Below are 23711 nucleotides of genomic sequence, written 5' to 3' on the forward strand. Positions count from 1 at the left end.
CCGCCACGGCGCCCCCACCCGCAGGAGCCGCCGGCTACAGCAGCTCGCGCAGGCGGTCCGCCAGGAGGTCCCAGCGCCACTTCTCCTCGACCCAGGCGCGGCCGCGCTCGCCCATCCTGGCGCGCAGGTCCGGATCCTTCAGCAGGGCCGCGATCCGGTCCGCGGCCTCCTCGGGCTCACCGCCCCGCACGACCCAGCCGGTCTCGCCGTCCAGCACCGCGTCCGGCGCTCCGCCGGAGTCACCCGCGACCACCGGCAGGCCCGTCGCCGAGGCCTCCAGGTAGACGATGCCGAGCCCTTCCACGTCGAGGCCGCCGCGCCGGGTCCGGCAGGGCATGGCGAAGACGTCGCCCGCGCCGTAGTGCGCGGGCAGCTCGGACCACGGGACCGCGCCCGTGAAGACCACCGAGTCCGCGACCCCCGTGGCCGCGGCCAGCGCGCGCAGGTCCGCCTCGTACGGGCCGCCGCCGACGATCAGCAGCACGGCGTCGGGGACCGCGGCCAGGATCCGCGGCATGGCCTCGATCAGCGTGTCCTGGCCCTTGCGCGGGACCAGCCGCGACACGCACACCACCACGGGCCGGTCCGTCAGGCCGAGCCGGGCCCGGACCTCGTCGCCGCCCGACCCCGGGTGGAAGGTCTTCTCGTCGACCCCCGGCGGGAGTTGGACCATCCGCGCCGCCGCCCGGCCGGTGACCGCCGAGGCGATCCGGGAGCGCGTGTACTCCCCCAGGTACGTCAGCGTGTCCGTGCCCTCGCCGATCCGCCGCAGCAGCTGCCGCGCGGCCGGCAGCTGGGCCCAGCCCGCCTCGTGCCCGTGGGTGGTCGCCACGATCCGCCGGGCGCCCGCCCGTCGCAGCGCCGGCCCCATCAGCCCGAGCGGGGCTGCGGCCCCGAACCACACCGACTCGCAGCCGTGTTCGCGCAGCAGGCCCACGGCCCGCCGCGTCACGCGCGGAGTCGGCAGCAGCATCGTCGTACGGTCACGGACCACCTGGAACGGCTGCTCCGCGTCGAAGGCCGCGGTGGCCTCGCGGCCCTCCGCACTGTGCTTCCACGTGGAGGCGTAGACGACGACCCGGTCGGGATCCAGCCGTAGCGCCATGTTGTGGAGGAAGGCCTGGATGCCGCCCGGTCGCGGCGGAAAGTCGTTGGTCACGATCAGGGTCTTGTGCATCGCCTGCCGACAGTACCCGCTCAGCGCAGCTCCTCGCGAAGGGACTCCTGCCAGGCCTTCGTCAGCCCCGCCCGGTCCACCCCGAGGGTCGCCCGCAGTGCGGTCTCCAGCGGTTCGCGGCCGGCCCGCCCGTACAGCTCCACCAGGGCCTTCTCGCCCCACTTCGCCGCGATCAGCCGGCAGGCCAGCCACGCGCCCTCGTACGCCCGCGCCGCCGCCTCCGGGTCACCGCCGAAGGCGAAGTCCTCGGTCCGGGGCAGCTCCCCCGGCAGCGCGCCGCGCCGCACCGCCCGGGCGAGCGCCGGGGCGGCCCGCTCGGGGGTCGTGGCGGCGCTCCGGAACGCCGCCCAGTCCGCGAAGCCCTCGGAGAGCCACAGCGGGGTGGCGGCCGAGGTCGCCGAGCGCGTGGCCACGTGCGTGATCTCGTGGGTCAGGATGATCCGGCGGCCCTCCGCGCCCAGCCCGGCGTACCCCTCCGGATTGACCACGACCCGGTCCGCGGGGGCCTGGCCGGCGCCCACCCGGCCGGTGGTGACGGCGCCCAGCCCCCGGTAGGTGTCGGCGGGGCGGCCCAGCAGCCGCGCCATCGCGTCGAGGGAGCCGGGGACCAGGACGACCACCCGGCCCGCCCAGGGCCCGGGCCAGGCCGCGCTCACCGCGGGAACCGCCCGGTCGGCCTCGGCCGCGATCTCCCGCAGCGTCTCCGCGCTCTGCCCGGCCCCGCCGAGGACCAGGGAGCGCGTACCGGCGGCCACCCGCACCGGGCCCTGGTCCCACAGCTGCGGCAGGGCGCCCGGCGCGGGGCGGTCGGCGGTGACCCGCCAGACCCCGCCCTCCCGGACGAGGTCCACCTCGCGCGCGGACTCCTCGGGCGCCGTGTCGTAGCCGGCCAGCCGGTGGCGCAGCCGGGCCGCGGCGACGGCCCGCGCGCCGTCCCGCCGCACCGAGGAGACCTCGTACGACCGCTCGGCGAAGGGGATCCCGGCGAGCCCCTCGGGGGTCGCCCGCGACCAGTCGGCGACGGCCTTGCGGACGTCGCGTCCGACGGTGTCGGCGGGGCCGGCCGGCCCCGGACCGCATCCGGCGAGCAGCGCGCACAGCAGGAGCACCACGAGCGGCAGGGTGCGCGCCGGACGGACGACGGGGAGCATCCGCCGATCGTACGCAGGGTGCCGCGGGCGGCGGGGGCGGCGGGGGCCGGTCCGCGGGCGGCGGGGGCGGGGCCGCCGCCGGCCGGGTCAGGGGCGGGTCACCGCCGACACCGGCATCATCCCGACCGGGTCGTAACGCACCCGGGCTCCGGGGTAGGGGGCGTGGACCACCTGGCCGTTGCCCACGTACATGCCGACGTGGCTGGCGTCGGAGCGGTACGTCACCAGGTCGCCCGGGCGGGCCTGCGACAGCGGCACCTGGCGCCCGGCGTGCCGCTGGGCCTGCGAGGTGCGCGGCAGCGAGACGCCGGCCTGCCGGTAGGACCAGACCATCAGCCCGGAGCAGTCGAAGCCGGAAGGGCCGGTGGAGCCCCACACGTACGGGCGGCCGACGGCGGCCCGGGCCGCCATCACGGCCGCCGCGGCACGGCCGGAGGAGGGGCCGTCGCCCATCGGGCCCAGGTCGGGCTGGCCGTCGTGGCGCCCGCCGGAGCGGGAGGAGCGCTCGAAGTCGGCCCGCTCCTGGGTCGGCATGGAGTTGAGGAGCCGCTGCGCAGCGGCGAGTTTGGCGGTGACGGCACGCTTGTGGCGGGCGACGTCGGAGCGCAGCGCGTCGAGTTCGGCGAGTTTGCGGGAGGCCTCCGCGCGCACCTGGCCGAGCCGGCGCTGCTCGTGGCGCAGTTCGTCGAGCTGCCGGGCCTGGCGTTCGGTCAGCCGGTCCAGTGCTGCGGCCTGTTCCAGGTAGGAGTCGGGGTCCCGGGCGAGCATCAGCGCGACGGCGGGGTCGATGCCGCCGCTGCGGTACTGGGCCCCGGCGAAGGTGCCGAGGACGCCGCGCATGGTGTTGATGCGCTCCTGGCCGCGGGCGACCGCGTCCTGGGCCCGGTTGACCTCGGTGCGGAGCCTGTCGGCCTTCTCGCCCGCCTCGTTGAAGTGCTCGGTGGCCTGCTCGGCCTCCTCGTAGAGCCGGTCGACCTGGGCGCTGACGCCGGATCTCGCGCCGCCGCCGGGCTCCTGCGGCAGGCTCGGGGCCGCGCCCGCGGGTGCGCCCGCCAGGGCGACCGCGGCGGTGGCCGCGGCGGCGGTGAGGACGGTGACCTTGGTGTTCCGGTCGAGGCCGCCGAGCCCGGGCCGACGATGGGACGCCATGTGAACCCGCTCCCTTCCGCTGGGCGGGCCCGGGTCCGCCCCCGTGGACGGCCGTGTGCCGGGTTCCGCGCTGGCAGACAGTAGCCGCGCGATCACGCACCGGCCAACGACCGGGGGCGGGCACACATGCCGACGCCCCGCCGGAGACGCAGGTCACCGGCGGGGCGTGTGGTCAGAGCGGGGCCGTGGAATTCGCCCGGATGGGCGGCGTACGGCGCGTCCGTCGGCCGTCAGCCGATGCGGACGCCGAACTGGAACGGCATGTTGTCCATCGACTCGTACTTGACGCCGCCGCGCGGGTTCGAGGCGTGCAGCGTCATGTTGTTGCCGGCGTACAGGCCGACGTGGTGCAGGTCTCCGTAGAAGAAGACCAGGTCACCGGGCTGCAGCTGGCTGCGGCTGATGCGGGTGCCGTCGTTGGCCTGGGTGTAGGTGACGCGGCTGATGTTGACGCCGGCCTGCTTGTACGCCCACTGGGTCAGCCCGGAGCAGTCGAAGGAGCTGGGGCCCTCGTGGCCCGAGATGTACGCGCTGCCCACCTTGGTCTTGGCGGCGGCGAGGGCGGCTCCCGCGCGGCCGGAGGCCTTGACGTCGCCGAGGTCGACGCGCTGGCTGTCGGCGCGGCTGGCGCGCGTCTCCTCGTCCTTCAGCGCGGCGCGCTCCTGCGCCGTGAGGGTGTTGAGGATGGCCTGGGCGGCGGCGAGCTTCTCGGACGAGACCTTCTTCTTCTCGGCGAGTTCCTTGCGGGTGGCGTCGAGGTCGGCGAGCTTGCCGGAAGCCTCCTGGCGCTGCTGCGCGAGGGTGCGCTGCTTCGCCTGGATCTTCTGGACCGCTTCGACCTGCTTGCCGCTCAGGTGCTCCAGGGAGGAGGCCTTGTCGAGGTAGCCGTCGGGGTCCTCGGAGAGGAGGAGGGCCAGGGAGGGGTCGATGCCGCCGGTGCGGTACTGGGCGCTCGCCATCGAACCGAGCACGCTGCGCAGCTCGTTGAGCTCGCTCTGGCCGCGCGCGACCTGGTCCTGGATCTGCCCGATCTCCTTCTCGAGCGTCGCCTGGCGCTCCTTGGCCCCGTTGAACTTCTCGGTGGCCTGCTCCGCCTCTTCGTAGAGGGCGTCGACCTGGCTCTTGACCTCGTCCTTGCTCGGCTTGGCCGGAGCTGCGGAGGCGCTCTGTGCGGTGAGGGCGACGGCTGCGGCCGCGACCGAGGTGAGCACGGTCACACGAGCGCGGGTCGGCTGCTTGGGTCGACGGTGGGACGCCACGAAGGCGATCTCCTTCTTCCTGGAGCCGCCGAAGAACGCAACTCGGCAGCACCTTCGCTGCCACCCCGAATGAGTGATCTACCGCACGAAGGTTTGAGCAGACCCTAGTGACCCTGCTGTGATCAGTTCAAATCCTGCCGGGAAAAAACTCGGGCTCCGACCAGGTTCTTTACCTTCAGCCCACGCTCCGTGCCGGGTGCTTGACGGTGCGTCCTCGACAGGACCCGTCAATTCCGGCATTCGGGCCGGGAGTTAGGAAACGCGCGAAAGCCGCTTCAGCAACAAAGCGGACGTTACGGGCCGCGCTCCGGCCTTGGCCACCCCGTCGGCGACCTCCCGGTCCGTGGACACCACGACCACCGGCCGGCCCGGCGGCTCCGCCCGCACCAGCTGCCGGATCAGCTCGTCGGCCGTCACCCCGGCCTTGGAGAACAGCACCCGCACCCCGCGCGGCGGCGCGAGCAGCACCGGGGCCGCCAGCTCCGCGCCGTCGAAGACACAGGTCATCTCCGCACCCGTCTGTGCGGCCAGCATCGACAGCCCGCCCAGCAGCCGCAGCCGCTGCTTCTCCAGCGGCATCGTCGGATAGCCGGTCTTGGTCACGTTGTAGCCGTCGACCACCAGATGGGCCTGGGGCAGCGCCAACAACTGGTCCAGCAGCGCCGGATCGGTCTCCGACAGGGCGCGCGCCGCGATGTCCTTCGGCGTCATCCGGCCCGGCTCCACCGCGTCCACCGTGTCGGCCGGGCGGGTGTTCACCGGTGGCAGCGCCAGCTCACGGCGCAGCCCCTGCGCCGCGTCCAGCACGGTGTCCAGGAGCAGCCGCAGCCGCATGTCCTCGATGCTGCGCCCCTCGCGGGTGGCCCGGCGCGAGGTCTCCAGCGCCGTCTCCACCTCCGAGAGACGGGACTTGAGCCGCCGGCTCTCGCTCTCGGCGGCCGCCACGCGGGTCGCGGCCTCGCCGCGGATCCCGTCGATCTCGGCGGTCACCTTGCGCAGGGCCGCCTCGCCGCGCTTGACGTCGCTGAGCGCACTGCGCAGCCGCCGCTGAAGCGATTCCGCTTCCTTGCGCGCCGCCTCCAGCTCGGCCCGAACCTGCTCACCGCCCGTGCGCTGCAGCTCCCGTACGTGCTCCAGCTCCTCGCGCAGCCGCTCCAGCTCGCGCCGGCTCTCCTCACCGACCCGCTCGGCGTCGGCGCGCTGCGCCTCCTCGCCCGCGGCGGCCACCAGCTTGACCCACCCCGCGGGCCGCAGGACGAAAGCGGCGGCCGCCACGTCCAGCGGGTCCGCGGCCGCCGGCGGCGCGCCCGACTCCAGCGCGCCGGCCAGGTCCGACTGCGCCTCGCGCAGCTTCTCGGCGACCCTGCTGCGGAACACCGGATCGGTCTCGACCGCGGCGGCCATGGCGTTGCCCGCGAACTTGGCGCGCCGGGTCGGGGTGAACCGGGCGTACTGGCGCAGCTGCGCCGGCAGGTCCGCGACCGTCAGCGCGCCGAAGGCGTCCGAGACGAGCGCGACGACCCGGCGCCGCACGCCTTCCGGCAGCGGGCGGTCGAGCGCCTCCGCGGCGTCGTCGGCCGCGTCGGCCGCCCCGGCGCCGCTTGCTGGCTCCACAATCCGTCACCCCTACCGTGATGGTCTACCTGCGGGCGGGGCTCCTTCAGGAGTCCGCGCCCGGCCTGTCCACGAGCTCGATCTGGTCCACCGCGTTGCACCAGCGACAGCGGACAGACTCGATGGTCTCATTGACCACCTCGCGTTCCTCGACCTTGGGCTCCCCGGCGAGGTCCAGGTGGATGTACTCGACGACCTTCGACGAGCGGGTGACGTCGAAGCGGGTGAGGTTGCCGCACAGGGTGCAGCGCCACCGCGTGGTGTCGGTCGGCAGGGGAACCGTCATCGGGCCGCTCTCTCCTTCGTAGCTGATTCAATTAAAGCGGTCCGTTCGGCCGTCCGCGTCGGCCTGAGCACCGCAGCTCGTAACCCTACGGCCTGCCACCGCTCCAGGGGGGTCGCGTTGCGTCATGCTCTGTCACATGATCGTAAGGTGGCGGACCGTGCGCGAAGCTGCCCGGGGACCGGTGGTCACCCATGCGCTGATCGCGGGCTGCGCGGTGGTGTTCGTGCTGAGCCCCGCGTCCGGGCTCGATCCCGGCTACGGAACGGGTGACGACCTGCTGGCCGCGGGCACCGCGTACTTCCGGCGCTGGGGCGTGGTCCCGGCCGAGCTCTTCACGGACACCCCGCGCGCCTGGCTGACGCCGCTGACCGCGCTGTTCGTCCACGGCAGCTGGCTGCACCTGCTCGGGAACATGCTCTTCCTCTTCGTCTTCGGCGCGATGGCCGAGGAGCGGATGGGCCGTCCCGCGTTCCTCGTCTTCTACCTCTGTACGGGCTACCTGGCGCTGGCGGCGTACGCGGCGGCCAACGCGGAGTCCGCGCAGACGCTGGTCGGCGCGTCCGGTGCGATCTCGGCCGTACTGGGCGCTTTCCTCTTCCTGCTCCCGCGGGCGAGGGTGACGAGCCTGTTCCCGTTCCTCTTCTTCCTGCCGCTGCGCTTCCCGGCCTGGATGGTGCTGCTGTTCTGGTTCGCCCTCCAATGGGTGGCGGCCCACCGCGCCGACAGCGGGCCGGGAGTCGCCTATCTGGCCCATCTGGTGGGGTTCTCGCTCGGCTTCCTCTACGCATGGGCCCGCTATCGGGGTACGACTAGAGTGAGGCGACCAGCGACGGCCACCGAGGGAGACAGCCAGCCGTGATCACCGCGATCGTGCTCATCAAGACCAGCGTGGACCGCATCCCCGAGATCGCCGAGTCCATCGCCGCGCTGGACAGCGTCAGCGAGGTCTACTCCGTCACGGGGACGTACGACCTGATCGCGCTGGTCCGCGTGAACCGCCACGAGAACCTGGCCGACATCATCCCCGGCCGCATCAGCAAGATCCCGGGCGTCGAGGCGACGGACACGCACGTGGCGTTCCGCACGTACTCGCAGCACGACCTGGAGGCGGCGTTCGCCATCGGCCTCGACGCGTAGCGCTGGCTGAGCAGTCCGGCCTCGGCTCCGCCGGGGGTCGGGCACCGGTGCGACTTGCCCTGCAGGCGGCTCGGCAGTCCGGCCTCGGCTCCGCCCGGGTCGGGGAGCGGTGTGCCCTGCGGGCGCGCTCGGCGATTCCGGCTCTGGCTTGGGTTCGGTTTGTCGGGCGGGGTCGGGGAGCGGGGCCGGTCCGGGGTGTCTCCTCGGCTCGGCGCGCGCGGGTACGTCCCGGCCAGACGGCCTTGGTACCGCCTCGTCCTGCGGGGACACCCCGGCCCGTCCCCACTCCCCTCGGCCGGAGCGCTGCCGTGGGGTGGGGACACGCAGGAGGGTCCCCGCAGGACGAGGCGCGACCAAAGTCGCCTGGGCCGTGACAAGCAGTCCGCGCCGAGCCGAGGAGACCCTCGTGCGGGGCACCACCCCACACCGTCCCCGCTCCCCTCGGCCGTGGGTCGCCGGAGCGCTGCCGTGGGGCGGGGACACGCAGGAGGGTCCCCGCAGGACGAGCGCGCAACCAAGGCCGCCATGCCGCGACAAGGCAGCACGCGCCGAGCCGAGGAGACCCTCGTGCGGGGCACCACCCCACCCCGCACACCCCGCCCCACGACACCACCGCACAGGACACCGCCGAGCAACCCCGCAGGGGCACGGCCGAGCAACCCCGCAGGGGCACGGCCGAGCAACCCCGCAGGGGCACCGCAGGTCACACCGCCGGGACGCAGCGGCCTTCCTCCGTGCGGTACTGCCACTTCGCGCCGTCCGTGACGAGTTCCTTCACCGCCCGCACGAAGCGATCGACGTGCTCGTCCGGCGTGCCCGCACCGAAGCTGACGCGGATCGCGTTCAGCGACCGCTCCCCCGGCGCCGCCTCCGGGGCACCGCACTCGCCCTGCGTCTGCGGCTCGCTGCCCAGCAGGGTCCGCACCAGCGGGTGGGCGCAGAACAGGCCGTCCCGTACGCCGATCCCGTACTCGGCGGAGAGCGCGGCGGCGAAGTGGGAGCTGTTCCAGCCGTCCACGACGAAGGAGAGGACGCCGACCCGCGGGGCGTCGTCCCCGAAGAGGGACAGGATCCGGACGGCCGGGACCTCGGCGAGGCCCTCACGGACCCGCTCCACCAGCCGCTGCTCGCGCGCCACCAGGTTCTCGAAGCCCGCCTCGGTCAGGGCCCGGCAGGCGGAGGCGATGGAGTAGACGCCGATGACGTTCGGGGAGCCGGCCTCGTGGCGCGCGGCCGTGGTGTGCCACTCGACGTCCACGCCGCCGTCCTCGCGGCGGGAGACCTTGCGGGAGGCTCCGCCGCCGGCCAGGTACGGCTCGGCCTGCCGCAGCCAGTCGGCGCGGCCGGCGAGGACACCCGAGCCGAAGGGTGCGTAGAGCTTGTGGCCGGAGAAGGCGACCCAGTCGACGTCGAGGTCGCGCACGGAGACGGGGTGGTGCGGGGCCAGCTGGGCGGCGTCCAGCACGATCCGCGCGCCGTGGGCGTGCGCGGCGGCGGCGAGTTCCTTCACCGGCCACAGCTCGCCGGTGACGTTGGACGCGCCGGTGACGCACACGAGCGCCGGGCCGTACGGCTCGCGGTCGGCGAGTGCCCGCTCCAGGGTGGCGACGGCCTCGGCCGGGGTGCGCGGCGCGTTGAGGTAGGTGACCTGCGCGTTCGTCCAGGGCAGGAGCGAGGCGTGGTGCTCGGTCTCGAAGACGAACACCTGGCAGTCGGCGGGGATGACCGCCGCGAGGAGGTTCAGGGAGTCGGTGGTGGAGCGGGTGAAGACGACCTGGTCGGTGGGGCGGCAGTCGAGGAATTCGGCGACCGTGGCCCGGCTCTGCTCGAAGAGGTCGGTGGAGAGCTGCGAGAGGTATCCGGCGCCGCGGTGGACGCTGCCGTAGTAGGGGGCGTAGGCGGCCACGTCGTCCCAGACCCGCTGGAGGGCGGGGGCGCTGGCCGCGTAGTCGAGGGCCGCGTAGGTGACCTCGCCGCCGGTGACGAGGGGGACGGTGACGTCGCGGCCGAGGACGGCGAGCGGCTCGGCGCAGGCGGGGTCCGACGCGGCAGTGGTGGCGACGGCGGCGTTCAGGGATGCGGACATGGCGGTATCTCCCGGCAGGCAGGGCTGAATGGCTTCGGTGTGCCCGTACGCGGGTACGGCGCTGCGGCCGTCCGGGGTACGGGAGGGGCCTCGGACGGGACGGTCGGGGTACGCCGAAATGACCCTGGTCCGAGGGTGAAGTAGGGGCGGCAGTCGCCCTATCGCATTCGCTTGCTCACGGAAAACGCTCCTCGAGAGACCAGGACCCCTGGTGTCGAGGGATCCGCGCTTGCCGTAGGCCTTGCTGCCTACAGCCCGGTCATCACCCGGGGCACCCCGCCACGGAAGGAGGGTTGCCGGACAGCAAGCCGGGGCCTGAACGCTGTCACTCGTGACCTGGTCCGCATCCTGCCACAAGATCCTCGTGCACAAGACCCCGGTCCGCATGGTGGACCGGGGTTTGGCTCGAAACGGGTGCCGGATCAGGCGTTGCTGGCCGTCACCCAGCGCTCCAGTGCGGCCCGGGCGGAACCGGAGTCGATCGACTCGGCCGCGCGGGTGATGCCGGCCGCGATCTGCTCCTCCAGGGTGCCCGGGCCCGGGTCCAGGGCGACCAGGGCGGCGGCGGAGTTCAGCAGGACGGCGTCGCGTACCGGTCCGGTCTCGCCGGCCAGCAGGCGGCGGGCCACGTCCGCGTTGTACGAGGGGTCCCCGCCGGCCAGGGCGGAGACGCCGACCAGCGGGATGCCGACGTCACGCGGGTCGAAGGACTGCTCGGAGACCTTGCCGTCGCGGACCCACCAGACCCGTGAGGTCGCGGTGGTGGTCAGTTCGTCGAGGCCGTCGTCGCCGCGGAAGACCAGGGCGGACGAGCCGCGCTCGGCGAGCACGCCGGCCACGATGGGGGCCATCCGGGGGTCGGCGACGCCGCTGGCCTGGGACCGTACGCGGGCGGGGTTGGTCAGCGGGCCGAGGACGTTGAAGGTGGTGCGGATGCCCAGTTCCCGGCGGGCGCCCGCGACGTGCCGCAGGGCCGGGTGGAACTTCACGGCGAAGCAGAAGGTGATGCCCGCCTCCTCCGCGACCCGCACCACGCCGTCGATGGGGAGGTCGAGGTTGACGCCGAGCTTCTCCAGGACGTCGGAGGAGCCGCTGGCGGAGGACGCGGCACGGTTGCCGTGCTTGACCACCTTGGCGCCGGTGCCTGCGACGACGATCGCCGACATCGTGGAGATGTTGACCGTCTTGGCGCCGTCGCCGCCGGTGCCGACGATGTCGACGGTCCGGCCCGGTACCTCGATGAGGTTGGCGTGCCCGTACATGGCCCGTACCAGGCCGTTGATCTCCGCGACCGTCTCCCCCTTGGCCCGCAGGGCCACCACGAAGCCGGCGATCTGGGCGTCGGTGGCCTCCCCCCGCATGATCCGGTCCATGGCCCAGGCGGTGTCGTCGGCGCTCAGGTCCTGGCCGGTCAGCAGGGCGTCGAGGACGGCCGGCCAGCCACGGGCCGCCACGCTGTCGCCGCCTGCCGGGGTCGCAACGTTCATGGTCCGCTCCTGCTGTTGATGGGGGTTCCACGTCGAATGGGTCGGAGATCAGCCTATCCAGCCCCGGTTACGGCAAAGAGCCCCGTCCAGACACTGGACGGGGCTCTCGCCGTGGCGACACCAGGACTGACCGAAATCAGTCCCTCATGCGGTGGTGCAGGGGATCAGTGGTGGCCGTGGCCGGACTGGATCTCCTTGTACTCCTCCACCGTGGGCTTGGGGATCTGGTTCCCCTCGGCGTAGAAGCCCTTGCTGAGCTTCGCGCGCAGCTTCTCGGTGGCCTTCACCTTGCGCTCGACACCGTTCTCGTCGACCGTCGGGCCGATCTCGATCGGCTTGTACTGCTCGTGCGCGGTGAGGGTGTGCAGATTGCCCTGCGGGAGCGGCTCGTGGACCTCGACGAACTCACCGTGCGGCAGGCGCTTGATGATGCCGGTCTCGCGACCGTGCAGCACCTTGTCCCGGTCCCGGCGCTGGAGGCCGAGGCAGATCCGCTTGGTGACGATGAAGGCGACGACCGGGACGACGAAGAAGCCGATCCGGACGAACCACGTGATCGCGTTGATCGACAGGTGGAAGTACTGGGCGAACATGTCGTTGCCGCCGCCGATGAGGAGCACGATGTACTCCGCGATCCAGGCGACACCGAAGGCCGTACGGGTCGGGACGTTGCGCGGGCGGTCCAGGATGTGGTGCTCGCGCTTGTCGCCGGTGACCCAGGACTCGATGAACGGCCAGACGGCGATCGCGCCGAGGACCAGCGGGAAGAGGACCAGCGGGATGAACACGCCCAGGACGAGCGTGTGGCCCCACAGGTTGATCTCCCAGCCGGGCATGGCACGGATCAGGCCTTCCGGCATACCCATGTACCAGTCGGGCTGCGCACCGGTGGACACGTGGTCCGGGCGGTACGGGCCGAGGGCCCAGATCGGGTTGATCGAGGCGACCGCGGCGACGACCGAGATGACACCGAAGACCAGGAAGAAGAAGCCTCCGGCCTTGGCCATGTAGACCGGCAGCAGCGGCATGCCGACGACGTTGTTGTTCGTCTTGCCGGGGCCCGCGTACTGGGTGTGCTTGTGGTAGAAGACCAAGATCAGGTGGGCCACGAGGAGGCCCATCATGATGCCGGGCAGCAGCAGGATGTGCACCGAGTAGAAGCGTGCGACGAAGTCGCCGCCCGGGAACTCACCGCCGAACAGGAACATCGACAGGTAGGTGCCGACGACCGGGACGGACAGGATCGCGCCCTGCATGAAGCGGACACCGGTACCCGAGAGCAGGTCGTCCGGCAGCGAGTAACCGGTGAAGCCGGTGAACATGCCGAGGACCAGCAGCAGGAAGCCGAAGATCCAGTTGACCTCGCGCGGCTTGCGGAACGCGCCGGTGAAGAAGACGCGCATCATGTGCACGATCATCGCCGCGACGAAGATCAGCGCCGCCCAGTGGTGGATCTGGCGGATGAGCAGACCACCGCGGACGTCGAAGCTGATGTCGAGTGTCGAGGCGAAGGCCTCCGACATCAGCACGCCCTGCATGGGGACGTAACTGCCGTGGTACTCCACCTCGTTCATGCTCGGGTGGAAGAACAGCGTCAGGTACACACCCGTGAGGATGATGATGATGAAGCTGTAGAGGCAGATCTCACCCAGCATGAAGGACCAGTGGTCCGGGAAGATCTTGCGCATGTTGGCCTTGGCCAGGCTGTAGATGCCCAGGCGGCCGTCCGCCCAGTCCGCTACGCGCTCGCCGGCCGGCGCTTTGCGCGCCTTGTTGTCAGTGGCGGTGCTCATCCGCGCTCCCAGAATGCAGGACCGACGGGCTCTTCGAAGTCGCCGAGCGCTTCGAGGAAGCCGTCACCATTCACGCCGATCCGCAGCTGCGGAAGCGCGTGACCGGCCGGGCCGAAGATGACGCGGGCGCCGTCGGAGAGGTCGAAGGTGGACTGGTGGCACGGGCAGAGCACGTGGTGCGTCTGCTGCTCGTACAGGCTGATCGGGCAGCCGACGTGGGTGCAGATCTTCGAGTAGGCCACGATCCCGTCGTGGGACCACTCGAGTTCCTGCTTGTCCTTGATGTCCTCCGGCTGAATGCGGACGATCATCAGGGCGGCCTTGGCGATCTGCGTCTGGAAGTCGTGCTGGTGCTCGTCCAGGCCCTCGGGCATGGCGAACGTCAGCGAACCGACGAGCACGTCCTCGGGACGCAGCGGCTCCATCGTGTTCTGGTTGATGAGCAGCTTGCCCTTGGCCCACATGGTGTGGCGCAGCTTGTCCTCGGGCAGCGGGCCCAGGTCGCGCATGATCACGACGGCGGAGAGCGGCAGCATGGCCAGCGCGCCGAGCATCGTGTTGCGGATCAGCGGACGGCGGCCGATGCCGGACTCGTTGGCGCCGTCGGCGAAGTCCTGCAGGACCTTCGCCTTGACCTCCGGCGAAGCGGCGATCTCGTGGCGGTCGTCGGCGACCTCGACGTCGGACATCAGGGTGCGGGCCCAGTGGACCGCGCCCGCGCCGATGCAGAAGAGGGCCGTGCCCAGCGTCATGCCCAGGGCGAAGTTGAGCGCGCTGACCTTCCCGAGCGGGAAGATGAAGACGATCTTGTCGACCGGGAAGATCACGTACGAGGCGATGAAGCCGATCGTGGCCAGCATCGACAGCGTGAACAGCATGGCGACGGTGCGCTCGGAACGCTTCGCCGCACGCTCGTCGATGTCCTGGATGCGCGGCTTGTGGACCGGCAGGCCCGGGTCGGCGAACGGGTCGTCCGCCACTGCTACGCCACCGTGGTGGGCGTCGCCCTGCTCGCTCGGCAGGTGCTTCTCTTCGGGAATCTCTTGGCTACTCATGACTTCTTGGCCTTAGCGGTGTGGGCCGCGACCCAGACGGCGACAGCGATCAGCGCACCCAGAGCGAAGATCCAGCCGAACAGACCCTCGGAGACGGGGCCGAGGCCACCGAGCTTGAGACCACCGGGGTTGGTCGACTTCTCACCGTTCACGTTCTGGAGGTACGCGATGATGTCCTTCTTCTGCTTCTCCGGCATGGTGCTGTCGGGGAAGGAGGGCATGTTCTGCGGGCCGGTCTGCATGGCCTCGTAGATGTGCTTCGGCGAGACGTCCTCAAGGTTGGGGGCGTACTTGCCGTTGGTCAGCGCGCCGCCTTCACCGGTGAAGTTGTGGCACTGCGCGCAGTTGTTGCGGAACAGCTCGCCACCGTTGGCGATGTCGGCGTCCGCCGGGTCGTACTGCTTCTCGGTCGGCGTGATCGGGCCGGCGCCGAGGGAGGCGATGTACGCGGCCAGCTGGTCGATCTGCGCCTGGGTGTAGATGACCGGCTTCTTCGGCACCTGGGCGCCGGGCTGCTGGGCGGGCATGCGGCCCGTGCTCACCTGGAAGTCGACGGCCGCGGAGCCGACGCCGACCAGGCTCGGGCCGTCAGAGGAACCCTGACCGCCGGTTCCGTGGCAGCTTGCGCAACCCACGGCGTAGAGCTTCTTGCCCTCCTCGATGGCGAGGGACTGGGCGGTTTCATCGGCCTGCGCCTTGCCCGCGGGAGCAAAGGCGGCGTACAGCCCCCCAGTGGCCGCCAGCGCGAGGAGTAGAACGACGACCGCCGCCAGCGGATGGCGTCGTCGTGCGGAGAGCTTTTTCACGGATTACCCCGGTGTCAGGATCTTCTGCGTCGGTGTGTCTGGATGGAGTGCCGGGTCGGGCCCGGTGACGTGTTCGCTACTTGATCAGGTAGATCGTCGCGAAGAGGCCGATCCAGACGACGTCGACGAAGTGCCAGTAGTAGGACACGACGATGGCCGACGTGGCCTGTTCGTGGGTGAACCTCTTGGCCGCGTACGTCCGGCCGAGGACCAGCAGGAAGGCGATGAGACCGCCCGTCACGTGCAGACCGTGGAAGCCGGTGGTCAGGTAGAAGACCGAGCCGTACGGACCGGACGAGAGGCTCATGCCCTCGTGCTTGACCAGCTCGGTGTACTCGAACACCTGGCCGCCAATGAAGATCGCACCCATGACGAACGTGATGATGAACCACGTCCGGAGCTTCTTCACGTCACCGCGCTCGGCGGCGAATACGCCGAGCTGGCAGGTGAGGGAGGAAAGCACCAGGATCGTCGTGTTCGTCGCCGAGAACGGGAGGTTCAGGGTGTTCGCCTGTTCCGTCCAGTACTCGGGACCCGTCACGGATCGCAGGGTGAAGTACATCGCGAAGAGGGCCGCGAAGAACATCAGCTCGGAACTCAACCAGATGATGGTTCCGACGCTGACGAGGTTCGGCCGGTTGACCGTCGGGTGCGCGTGCCCGGTATCTACTGTCGTTGCTGTCGCCACGACCGACATTATGTCGGTCGCTTATCCCGCCCTCACCCCGGGGGGTGCCGTTCGGAGTGTCAGGGGCGTGTGCAAGGCCCGAACGGCCCATCAGATGACCTCTCCGAACGGCCCCGTGCACATGTCCGAACCGATGTTGACAGGGCGGGGGGAGGAGTAGCATCCCGCGCAACATCAACGTGATTCATGGGACACGTGGAGGATCGAAATGCGGGCGACTGCGCGGGTTCTGGTCTACAGCGACGACGCGGGCACCCGGGAGCAGGTGAGACTGGCGGCGGGCCGCCGTCCCGCCGCGGATCTGCCGCCGGTGGAGTTCCTGGAGTGCGCGACCCTGCCGGCTGTCCTGTCGGAGCTGGACGCGGGCGGCATCGACGTGTGCGTGCTGGACGGCGAGGCGGTTCCGGCCGGGGGCATGGGTGTGTGCCGGCAGATCAAGGACGAGATCTTCCGGTGTCCCCCGGTGCTGCTGCTGATGGGGCGCCCCCAGGACGCCTGGCTGGCCACGTGGAGCCGCGCGGACGCCGCGGTGACCCTTCCGGTGGACCCGGTGGAGTTCGCGGACGCCCTGGCGGCCCTGCTGCGGGCGAGGCTGTCCTCCTCGGCGGCCTGACGCCCGCGGACGCCCGGCGGGCCCCCGGACCGCGTCCGGGGGCCCGGCCGGTCAGACCGTGGGCCTGAGGCGCGCCTGGTCGATGTGGCTGCGGCCTTCCCGGGTGCCCTGGAGGAGGGCGCTGCCCTCGCGCCAGTCCTTCCAGTCCATGTTCCAGTCCCCGAAGCCGTTGCCGAAGATGTCCATGTCGTCGCCGATGCTGTTGATCACCTGGACGATGTCGCCCTCGGTGATGTTCTCGTAGAACCAGGCGGCGTTGCCGGTGCTCATGCCGGTGCAGCCGTGGCTGACGTTGGCGTAGCCGTGGGAGCCGATGGACCACGGGGCGGCGTGGACGTATTCACCACTCCAGGTGACGCGGGTGGCGTAGTAGACGGGCAGGTTGTAGTACTCGCTGCCGCCGATGCCGACGGTGTCCCCGCGCATCTGTACGTAGTACTGCTTGCCCAGCACCACCTTGATGCCGTTCCGGGTGGAGAACCCGGGCTTGCCGGTGGTGACGGGGATGGAATTGATCACTTCTCCGTTGCGCTTGAAGGTCAGCCAGTGCGCGGAGGCGTCGGTGGTGACCTCGACGCGGTCGCCGATCTCCAGCTTCAGGGGCTTGGCGGCGGCCCCGTGGAGGTCGTCGGTGATCCTGATGCCCTCCAGGTTGCTCCGTACGGAGACGGTGGTGTTGGCGGGCCAGTAGTCCTTCGGGCGGTAGTGCAGCTTCTTGTCGTCGACCCAGTGCCAGGCTCCTTCGACCCCGTCCGGGGCGTCGACGACCAGGCCCCGTTCGACGACGGCGCGCGCGGCCTTGTCCTTGACGGGCTCGTTGAGTTCGGCGGTGAGGGGCTGTCCGACGCCGTACTTGCCCTCCTCCGGGCCGAATTCGACCTTCAGGACGCCTTTGGACGGGGTGGTGTCGAAGGCCATCGTGCGCCGGCCCGGGGTGCCCCGCTGGTCCTCGGTGCTCACGGTGACGGTGTAGCGGACGCCTGCGGCCATGGGGGCGGTGCTGTGCCACCGGTCGCCCTTGGCGCTGAGTTCGCCCGCCAGGCGGCGGCCGTGGGTGTCCACGACCGTCACGTCGGTGATCCGGCTGCCCTTGTTCCTGGCGGTGATCTCCAGGGGCCGGTTGGGGTCGACGGGGCGGCTGCCTGCGGTCCGGTTGAAGGCGACCTGCTCGCCCGCGTCGACCGGGCGGGCCGACAGCGGGTTGTCGCCGGACCCGCATGCGGTGGCGCCGGCCCCGAGGGACGCGACCAGCAGGGAGCAGCTGAGTACCGTCCAAAGACGCGGTGAGTGCTTCATGGGGCCAACGCTATGAAGATATGACAATTACGGCGCGCGGGGTGACTGCAAACGAGGGGCCCGGACTCCTCCGAAGAGGTGTCCGGGCCCCACGTGGTGCGCGGCCGGGCCGCGCGGTGCTTTGCGTCCTACTGGTTGGCGTTCTCACCGCGGTAGTACTCGTACACCCAGCCCCACAGGCCGATCAGGATGATCGGGGCCGAGAAGTACATGAGCCACCAGCCGAAGATGACGCCCATGAAGGCGAGCGCGCCACCGATGCCCAGCGAGAGCGGCTGCCAGCTGTGCGGGGAGAAGAACCCCAGCTCGCCGGCCTCGTCGGCGACGTCGGCCTCCAGGTTGTCCTGGGCCATCTCGTCGACGCGCTTGGCCGTGAAGGCCAGGTAGTAGCCGATCATGACGCTCAGGCCGAAGGCCAGGAAGAGCGCGGTGGTTCCGACGGGCTCCTTCGACCACACGCCGTACACGACGGCCATGATCAGGATGAAGAAGGAGAGCCAGAGGAACATCTTGCCCTGGATCTTCACTTGCCGGCCTCCTTGCCACCGGTGACGGCCGCCTTGGCGCCGTGGTCCTCGAGGTGGTCGAGTGCGGCGATCTCCGGGTGGTGGAGGTCGAACGCCGGCGACTCGCTACGGATGCGCGGCAGGGTGAGGAAGTTGTGCCGCGGCGGCGGGCAGGACGTCGCCCATTCGAGCGAACGGCCGTAGCCCCACGGGTCGTCGACCTCGATCTTCTTGCCGTACTTGGCCGTCTTCCACACGTTGTAGATGAACGGCAGCATCGACAGGCCCAGCACGAAGGAGCTGATCGTGGAGATCGTGTTCAGCGTGGTGAAGCCGTCGGCCGCGAGGTAGTCCGCGTAACGACGCGGCATGCCCTCGGCGCCCAGCCAGTGCTGCACCAGGAAGGTGCCGTGGAAGCCGATGAACAGCGTCCAGAAGGTGATCTTGCCGAGGCGCTCGTCCAGCATCTTGCCCGTGAACTTCGGCCACCAGAAGTGGAAGCCGGCGAACATCGCGAACACCACGGTGCCGAAGACGACGTAGTGGAAGTGGGCGACGACGAAGTACGAGTCGGAGACGTGGAAGTCCATCGGGGGCGAGGCCAGGATGACGCCGGTCAGACCACCGAAGGTGAAGGTGACCAGGAAGCCGATCGTCCAGAGCATCGGGGTCTCGAAGGACAGCGAGCCCTTCCACATGGTGCCGATCCAGTTGAAGAACTTCACACCGGTCGGTACCGCGATCAGGAAGGTCATGAAGGAGAAGAACGGCAGCAACACACCGCCGGTGACGTACATGTGGTGGGCCCACACGGTCACCGAGAGGCCGGCGATCGCGATCGTCGCGGCGATCAGGCCGATGTAGCCGAACATCGGCTTGCGCGAGAAGACCGGGATGATCTCGGAGACGATGCCGAAGAACGGCAGCGCGATGATGTACACCTCCGGGTGTCCGAAGAACCAGAAGAGGTGCTGCCAGAGCAGTGCTCCACCGTTGGCACTGTCGAACACGTGCGAGCCGAACTTGCGGTCGGACTCCAGCGCGAAGAGCGCGGCGGCCAGGACCGGGAAGGCGAGCAGGACCAGAACACCGGTCAGCAGCACGTTCCAGGTGAAGATCGGCATGCGGAACATCGTCATGCCGGGAGCGCGCATGCAGATGATCGTGGTGATGAAGTTGACCGAGCCGAGGATCGTACCGAAGCCGGAGAAGGCCAGACCCATGATCCACATGTCGGCGCCGATGCCCGGCGAGCGGACCGCGTCCGACAGCGGGGAGTAGGCGAACCAGCCGAAGTCGGCGGCGCCGTTCGGCGTGACGAAGCCGGCCACCGCGATGGTCGAGCCGAAGAGGTACAGCCAGTACGCGAACATGTTCAGCCGCGGGAACGCCACGTCGGGCGCGCCGATCTGCAGCGGCATGATCCAGTTGGCGAAGCCCGCGAACAGCGGGGTGGCGAACATCAGCAGCATGATCGTGCCATGCATGGTGAACGCCTGGTTGAACTGCTCGTTCGACATGATCTGCGTGCCCGGACGGGCCAGCTCGGCGCGCATGAAGAGCGCCAGCAGACCGCCGATGATGAAGAACACGAACGAGGTGACCAGGTACATCGTGCCGATGGTCTTGTGGTCGGTGGTGGTGAGCCACTTCACGACCACGTTGCCCGGCTGCTTGCGCCGCACCGGCAGCTCGTTCTCGTACGAGTCGGCTGCGGGGGCACCCTGGGATTCGTTGAGGATGCTCACAGTTTGTTCACTTCCGCATTCCGGGCCGGGTCGGTCTGCTTGATACCGGCGGGGAGGAAGCCGGTCTGACCCTTCTCCGCCAGCTCCTTCAGGTACGTCTTGTACTCCTCGGGGGAGACGACCTTGACGTTGAAGAGCATCCGGGAGTGGTCGACGCCGCAGAGCTCGGCGCACTTGCCCATGAAGGTGCCCTCTTGGCTGGGGACGACCTCGAAGACGTTGGTGTGGCCCGGAATGACGTCCTGCTTGAACAGGAAGGGGACCACCCAGAAGGAGTGGATGACGTCGTTGGACGACAGGATGAAGCGGACCTTCTCACCCTTGGGGAGGACCAGGGTCGGACCCGGGTTGCCCGTCTGCGGGTTGCGGTCGCTCGGGACGCCCTTCTCGTAGACGCCCTCGGCGCCCGCCGGGAAGTCCTTGGTGAAGCGGTCCGGGATGGAGGCCAGCTCCTTGGGAACCGCACCCGCCTTCGGGGTGGCCGCGTCGCCGTCGACGTTCTCGATGTAGTTGAAGCCCCAGCTCCACTGGAAGCCGATCACGTTGATCGTGTGCGGCGGCTTCGGGGTGAGGGCGAGGAGCTTCGACTCGTCACGCGCGGTGAAGTAGAAGAGCACCGAGACGATGATGAGCGGGACCACCGTGTACAGCGCCTCGATGGGCATGTTGTACCGGGTCTGCGCCGGGACCTCGATCTTCGTCCGGCTGCGCCGGTGGAAGATGACGCTCCAGATGATCAGGCCCCACACCAGGATGCCCGTGACGAGCGCGGCCGCCCAGGATCCCTGCCACAGGGAGAGGATGCGCGGCGCCTCCTCGGTTACCGGAGTCGGCATTCCGAGGCGGGGGAAGTCTTTCCATGTATACGAGCAACCAGTGGCGGTCGCCAGGACCACGCCCGCAGTCAGCGCCTGCAGCAGCTTCCGCCGCATCGGGCGCCGCGGCGAGCGGTCGGAGCCGTAGGGACTCACGTAGCGCCTTCCCGAGAGTCTCGGCCCGCGCGGCCGGCCGCGGCCGTGTTCGGGTCGGTCGCCGGCCCTGACGCAGGCAGGGGTTTGGATGTTTATGCGGACCAAACCCTACTGGACGCTATTTGGGGTCGCGCGGGGAGGGTGCCCAACGCGCCGCTACTGCCCCCGAAGGGATGGATCCGCCGTCCGGGGGACGGCGGACACAGCCCTGAACGGCGGGCTCCGGGGCGCATCTGACGCCCCCTGACCTCGAACGCTCGGGGTCGGCGTTAGCGTGGCCGGATGCCGTACTTCGACACCGCGTCCGCCGCTCCCCTGCACCCCGTGGCCCGGCAGGCGTTGCAGGCCTCCCTGGACGAGGGCTGGGCCGATCCGGCCAGGCTGTACCGGGAGGGCAGGCGCGCGCGACTGCTCCTGGACGCGGCGCGGGAGGCCGCCGCCGAGGCGGTGGGATGCCGCGCCGACGAGCTCGTGTTCACTCCTTCGGGGACGCACGCGGTTCACTCGGGCATCGCGGGTGTCCTCGCCGGGCGGCGACGTGTCGGTGGCCATCTGGTCGTATCAGCGGTCGAACACAGTTCTGTACTGCATTCGGCGGCGGCGCACGAGGCGCGCGGCGGGAGCGTGTCCGAGGTCCCGGTGGACCGCTCGGGCGCGGTGTCCGCCGCCGGGTACGCCGGCGCGCTGACCCCGGCGACCGCCCTGGCCTGCCTGCAGTCGGCCAACCACGAGGTGGGCACGGTCCAGCCGGTGGCCGAGGTCGCCGAGGTCTGCGCGGCGGCCGGGGTGCCGCTGCTGGTGGACGCGGCGCAGTCGCTGGCCTGGGGTCCCGTGGAGGGCACCTGGTCGGCCCTGGCGGCCAGTGCGCACAAATGGGGCGGCCCGCCCGGGGTCGGCCTGCTCGCGGTCCGCAAGGGGGTCCGTTACTCGCCCCAAGGCCCCGCGGACGAGAGGGAGTCGGGGCGCTCCCCCGGCTTCGTGAACCTTCCCGCGATCGTGGCGGCGGCGGCATCCTTGCGGGCCGTACGGGCGGAGGCGGACACGGAGGCGGCCCGGCTGCGGGTCCTGGTGGACCGCATCCGGCGGCGGGTGGTGCGGCTGGTCCCGGACGTGGAGGTGGTCGGCGACGCGGACCGGCGGCTGCCGCACCTGGTCACCTTCTCCTGCCTGTACGTCGACGGGGAGGCGCTGCTGCACGAGCTGGACCGGGCGGGCTTCTCGGTCTCCTCCGGCTCCTCCTGCACGAGCTCCACGCTGACCCCCAGTCACGTGCTGCGGGCGATGGGCGTGCTGTCGGAGGGGAACGTACGGGTGTCCCTGCCGCCGGGCACCCCCGCCGAGGAGGTCAACGCGTTCCTGGAGGTGCTGCCGGGTGCGGTGGCGGGCGTACGGGAGCGGCTCGGCGTGTCGGAGCCGCCCGCGGTGGCCGCGGCGGCTCCGGAGGCGGAGTCCCTGGAGCTCGACGCGCTCGGGCTGCGGTGCCCCCAGCCGGTGATCGAGCTGGCCCGCGCCATCGGCCGGGTCCCGGTGGGCGGCACGGTGACCGTCCTGTCGGACGACGAGGTGGCCCGGCTGGACATCCCGGCGTGGTGCGCGATGCGGGGGCACGACTACCTGGGCGAATCCCCCCGCCCGGCCGGCACCGCCTACACGGTCCGCCGCCGCTCGTAACCCCTCCGGCCGAACCCAGCCCTTCCGGCGTTCGAGGAGCGGGTCCGGGCGGAGCCCGGTGCCCGGCGGAGCCGGGTTCCCCGGGGCGCCGCCCCGGACCCAGCGACTCGAACGCCGGCGAGGCTGAACGTCACGCCAGGTGGGCCTGGACCTCCGCCGCGGCCTCGTCGCCGTAGGCCTTGGTGAAGCGCTCCATGAAGTGCGCCCGCGCCAGGGTGTACTCCTGGGTGCCCAGCGTCTCGATGACGAGGGTCGCGAGCATGCAGCCGACCTGCGCCGCCCGCTCCAGCCCGACGCCCCAGCCCAGGCCCGTCAGGAATCCGGCGCGGAAGGCGTCGCCGACGCCGGTCGGGTCGACCTTCGCGTTCTCCTCGGGGCAGCCGACGACGATCGCGTCCTCGCCGGCCCGCTCGATCCTGACGCCGTTGGAGCCCAGCGTGGTCACGCGGGTGCCGACCTTGGCGAGGATCTCCTCGTCCGTCCAGCCGGACTTCGACTCGATGAGGCCCTTCTCGTACTCGTTCGAGAAGAGGTAGGTCGCGCCCTCCATCAGGGTGCGGATGTTGTCGCCGTCCATGCGGGCGATCTGCTGCGAGAAGTCGGCGGCGAAGGGGATCCCCCGCGTCCGGCACTCCTCGGTGTGGCGCAGCATCGCCTCGGGGTCGTCCGCGCCGATGAGGACGAGGTCGAGCCCGCCCACGCGGTCGGCCACGGACTTCAGCTCGATCAGGCGGGCCTCGCTCATCGCGCCCGTGTAGAAGGAGCCGATCTGGTTGTGGTCGGAGTCCGTGGTGCAGACGAAGCGCGCGGTGTGCAGCACCTCGGAGATGCGGACGGACTCGGTGTCGACGCCGTGCCGGTCGAGCCAGGCGCGGTACTCGTCGAAGTCGGAGCCGGCGGCTCCGACGAGGATCGGGCGGATGCCGAGCTGCCCCATGCCGAAGCAGATGTTCGGACCCACACCGCCCCGCCGCACGTCGAGGTTGTCGACGAGGAAGGAGAGGGAGACCGTGTGCAGCTGGTCCGCGACGAACTGGTCGGCGAAACGGCCGGGGAAGGTCATGAGGTGGTCGGTGGCGATGGAGCCGGTGACTGCGATGCGCACGGCGTGGACGCTCCTGCTGAGGACGGCGAGGGACAGTCAAAACTACCCGGTGAGTGGCCCCTGGCCGAACCCCGCACCTCACCTCTGAAACTACCCCGTAGTAGGTCTTTCTT

Annotated in this window: 21 protein-coding genes and 1 riboswitch; of the genes, 4 read left to right on the plus strand and 17 right to left on the minus strand. The window is 70.7% G+C overall.

All coding sequences use genetic code 11. The annotated features are described in order from the left end of the window. Positions 1 to 34: 34 nt before the first annotated feature. From NRK68_RS09705 to NRK68_RS09730, 6 genes are all read right to left on the minus strand, one after another. Positions 35 to 1177, minus strand: coding sequence for a glycosyltransferase family 4 protein (locus NRK68_RS09705; RefSeq protein ID WP_183065053.1), 1143 nt, complete (start codon positions 1175 to 1177; stop codon positions 35 to 37). Between the two features lie 20 nt (positions 1178 to 1197). Next, on the minus strand, positions 1198 to 2328 hold the full coding sequence (locus NRK68_RS09710) for a hypothetical protein (RefSeq protein ID WP_257855592.1): 1131 nt from the start codon (positions 2326 to 2328) through the stop codon (positions 1198 to 1200). A gap of 87 nt (positions 2329 to 2415) precedes the next feature. Then, positions 2416 to 3477 (minus strand): C40 family peptidase, encoded by a 1062-nt coding sequence (locus tag NRK68_RS09715; RefSeq protein ID WP_183065055.1) that lies wholly within the window; start codon positions 3475 to 3477, stop codon positions 2416 to 2418. A gap of 230 nt (positions 3478 to 3707) precedes the next feature. Beyond that, positions 3708 to 4736, minus strand: coding sequence for a C40 family peptidase (locus NRK68_RS09720; RefSeq protein ID WP_183065056.1), 1029 nt, complete (start codon positions 4734 to 4736; stop codon positions 3708 to 3710). 252 nt (positions 4737 to 4988) lie between these two features. Continuing rightward, positions 4989 to 6353 carry an NYN domain-containing protein gene (locus tag NRK68_RS09725; protein ID WP_183065574.1) on the minus strand — a complete coding sequence of 455 codons (1365 nt, stop codon included), beginning with the start codon at positions 6351 to 6353 and terminating at the stop codon, positions 4989 to 4991. Positions 6354 to 6396: 43 nt separating this feature from the next. Beyond that, complete coding sequence (locus NRK68_RS09730) at positions 6397 to 6636, minus strand: hypothetical protein (RefSeq protein ID WP_030036330.1); 240 nt, start codon at positions 6634 to 6636, stop codon at positions 6397 to 6399. Between the two features lie 124 nt (positions 6637 to 6760). Between NRK68_RS09730 and NRK68_RS09735 the strand changes: the two genes are divergently transcribed. Both NRK68_RS09735 and NRK68_RS09740 read left to right on the plus strand, forming a co-directional pair. After that, positions 6761 to 7495, plus strand: a complete 735-nt coding sequence (locus tag NRK68_RS09735; RefSeq protein ID WP_257855593.1) for a rhomboid family intramembrane serine protease — start codon at positions 6761 to 6763, stop codon at positions 7493 to 7495. Beyond that, entirely contained in the window at positions 7492 to 7773 is a 282-nt protein-coding gene (locus NRK68_RS09740; protein WP_030036325.1) for an Lrp/AsnC family transcriptional regulator, read from the plus strand. The genes NRK68_RS09735 and NRK68_RS09740 overlap by 4 nt, the downstream gene beginning before the upstream one ends. Before the next feature lie 703 nt (positions 7774 to 8476). Here NRK68_RS09740 and NRK68_RS09745 read toward each other — a convergent pair. From NRK68_RS09745 to ctaE, 6 genes are all read right to left on the minus strand, one after another. Next, the gene (locus tag NRK68_RS09745; protein WP_183065058.1) at positions 8477 to 9859 is read right to left on the minus strand and encodes an aminotransferase class V-fold PLP-dependent enzyme; all 1383 of its coding nucleotides are present in this window, start codon (positions 9857 to 9859) and stop codon (positions 8477 to 8479) included. Between the two features lie 220 nt (positions 9860 to 10079). Continuing rightward, a riboswitch (SAM riboswitch) is annotated at positions 10080 to 10196 on the minus strand. A gap of 85 nt (positions 10197 to 10281) precedes the next feature. Next, complete coding sequence (trpD, locus tag NRK68_RS09750) at positions 10282 to 11346, minus strand: anthranilate phosphoribosyltransferase (RefSeq protein WP_183065059.1); 1065 nt, start codon at positions 11344 to 11346, stop codon at positions 10282 to 10284. Between the two features lie 164 nt (positions 11347 to 11510). After that, the gene (gene qcrB, locus NRK68_RS09755; protein ID WP_257855594.1) at positions 11511 to 13139 is read right to left on the minus strand and encodes a cytochrome bc1 complex cytochrome b subunit; all 1629 of its coding nucleotides are present in this window, start codon (positions 13137 to 13139) and stop codon (positions 11511 to 11513) included. Then, entirely contained in the window at positions 13136 to 14194 is a 1059-nt protein-coding gene (gene qcrA, locus NRK68_RS09760) for a cytochrome bc1 complex Rieske iron-sulfur subunit (protein WP_183065061.1), read from the minus strand. The genes qcrB and qcrA overlap by 4 nt, the downstream gene beginning before the upstream one ends. Further along, positions 14191 to 15000, minus strand: a complete 810-nt coding sequence (gene qcrC, locus NRK68_RS09765) for a cytochrome bc1 complex diheme cytochrome c subunit (protein ID WP_030036316.1) — start codon at positions 14998 to 15000, stop codon at positions 14191 to 14193. The genes qcrA and qcrC overlap by 4 nt, the downstream gene beginning before the upstream one ends. A gap of 76 nt (positions 15001 to 15076) precedes the next feature. Continuing rightward, a complete protein-coding gene (gene ctaE / locus NRK68_RS09770) occupies positions 15077 to 15697 on the minus strand; it encodes an aa3-type cytochrome oxidase subunit III (protein ID WP_030849365.1) in 621 nt (206 codons plus the stop codon). A 199-nt stretch (positions 15698 to 15896) separates the two neighbouring features. On the opposite strand from ctaE, the gene NRK68_RS09775 reads away from it, so the two are divergent. Further along, the gene (locus NRK68_RS09775) at positions 15897 to 16301 is read left to right on the plus strand and encodes a hypothetical protein (RefSeq protein WP_183065062.1); all 405 of its coding nucleotides are present in this window, start codon (positions 15897 to 15899) and stop codon (positions 16299 to 16301) included. A 51-nt stretch (positions 16302 to 16352) separates the two neighbouring features. On the opposite strand, the gene NRK68_RS09780 is transcribed toward NRK68_RS09775, so the two are convergent. The 4 genes from NRK68_RS09780 to ctaC all read right to left on the minus strand — a co-directional run bounded on the left by NRK68_RS09780 (position 16353) and on the right by ctaC (position 20822). Further along, complete coding sequence (locus NRK68_RS09780; protein WP_183065063.1) at positions 16353 to 17597, minus strand: L,D-transpeptidase; 1245 nt, start codon at positions 17595 to 17597, stop codon at positions 16353 to 16355. Positions 17598 to 17725: 128 nt separating this feature from the next. Beyond that, positions 17726 to 18124 (minus strand): cytochrome c oxidase subunit 4, encoded by a 399-nt coding sequence (locus NRK68_RS09785; RefSeq protein WP_030849356.1) that lies wholly within the window; start codon positions 18122 to 18124, stop codon positions 17726 to 17728. Beyond that, a complete protein-coding gene (ctaD, locus tag NRK68_RS09790) occupies positions 18121 to 19851 on the minus strand; it encodes an aa3-type cytochrome oxidase subunit I (protein WP_183065064.1) in 1731 nt (576 codons plus the stop codon). The genes NRK68_RS09785 and ctaD overlap by 4 nt, the downstream gene beginning before the upstream one ends. Then, a complete protein-coding gene (ctaC, locus tag NRK68_RS09795) occupies positions 19848 to 20822 on the minus strand; it encodes an aa3-type cytochrome oxidase subunit II (protein ID WP_046775202.1) in 975 nt (324 codons plus the stop codon). Before ctaC ends, ctaD begins: the two co-directional genes overlap by 4 nt. A gap of 282 nt (positions 20823 to 21104) precedes the next feature. On the opposite strand from ctaC, the gene NRK68_RS09800 reads away from it, so the two are divergent. Continuing rightward, positions 21105 to 22493, plus strand: a complete 1389-nt coding sequence (locus NRK68_RS09800; RefSeq protein WP_183065065.1) for a cysteine desulfurase/sulfurtransferase TusA family protein — start codon at positions 21105 to 21107, stop codon at positions 22491 to 22493. 130 nt (positions 22494 to 22623) lie between these two features. On the opposite strand, the gene NRK68_RS09805 is transcribed toward NRK68_RS09800, so the two are convergent. Then, positions 22624 to 23598 carry a carbohydrate kinase family protein gene (locus NRK68_RS09805; protein WP_183065066.1) on the minus strand — a complete coding sequence of 325 codons (975 nt, stop codon included), beginning with the start codon at positions 23596 to 23598 and terminating at the stop codon, positions 22624 to 22626. Positions 23599 to 23711 lie beyond the last annotated feature (113 nt).

It is taken from the genome of Streptomyces yangpuensis, from assembly GCF_024666385.1.
Lineage (GTDB): Bacteria > Actinomycetota > Actinomycetes > Streptomycetales > Streptomycetaceae > Streptomyces > Streptomyces yangpuensis.

What these genes read in the sequence shown, in the direction of transcription:
- NRK68_RS09775 (WP_183065062.1), top strand. Translation starts at nt 15,897, where the DNA reads ATGCGGGCGACTGCGCGGGTTCTGGTCTACAGCGACGACGCGGGCACC.
- NRK68_RS09780 (WP_183065063.1), bottom strand. Translation starts at nt 17,597, where the DNA reads ATGAAGCACTCACCGCGTCTTTGGACGGTACTCAGCTGCTCCCTGCTG.
- ctaE (WP_030849365.1), bottom strand. Translation starts at nt 15,697, where the DNA reads ATGTCGGTCGTGGCGACAGCAACGACAGTAGATACCGGGCACGCGCAC.
- qcrA (WP_183065061.1), bottom strand. Translation starts at nt 14,194, where the DNA reads ATGAGTAGCCAAGAGATTCCCGAAGAGAAGCACCTGCCGAGCGAGCAG.
- trpD (WP_183065059.1), bottom strand. Translation starts at nt 11,346, where the DNA reads ATGAACGTTGCGACCCCGGCAGGCGGCGACAGCGTGGCGGCCCGTGGC.
- NRK68_RS09710 (WP_257855592.1), bottom strand. Translation starts at nt 2,328, where the DNA reads ATGCTCCCCGTCGTCCGTCCGGCGCGCACCCTGCCGCTCGTGGTGCTC.
- NRK68_RS09730 (WP_030036330.1), bottom strand. Translation starts at nt 6,636, where the DNA reads ATGACGGTTCCCCTGCCGACCGACACCACGCGGTGGCGCTGCACCCTG.
- NRK68_RS09800 (WP_183065065.1), top strand. Translation starts at nt 21,105, where the DNA reads ATGCCGTACTTCGACACCGCGTCCGCCGCTCCCCTGCACCCCGTGGCC.
- NRK68_RS09715 (WP_183065055.1), bottom strand. Translation starts at nt 3,477, where the DNA reads ATGGCGTCCCATCGTCGGCCCGGGCTCGGCGGCCTCGACCGGAACACC.
- NRK68_RS09735 (WP_257855593.1), top strand. Translation starts at nt 6,761, where the DNA reads ATGCTCTGTCACATGATCGTAAGGTGGCGGACCGTGCGCGAAGCTGCC.
- NRK68_RS09745 (WP_183065058.1), bottom strand. Translation starts at nt 9,859, where the DNA reads ATGTCCGCATCCCTGAACGCCGCCGTCGCCACCACTGCCGCGTCGGAC.
- qcrB (WP_257855594.1), bottom strand. Translation starts at nt 13,139, where the DNA reads ATGAGCACCGCCACTGACAACAAGGCGCGCAAAGCGCCGGCCGGCGAG.
- NRK68_RS09705 (WP_183065053.1), bottom strand. Translation starts at nt 1,177, where the DNA reads ATGCACAAGACCCTGATCGTGACCAACGACTTTCCGCCGCGACCGGGC.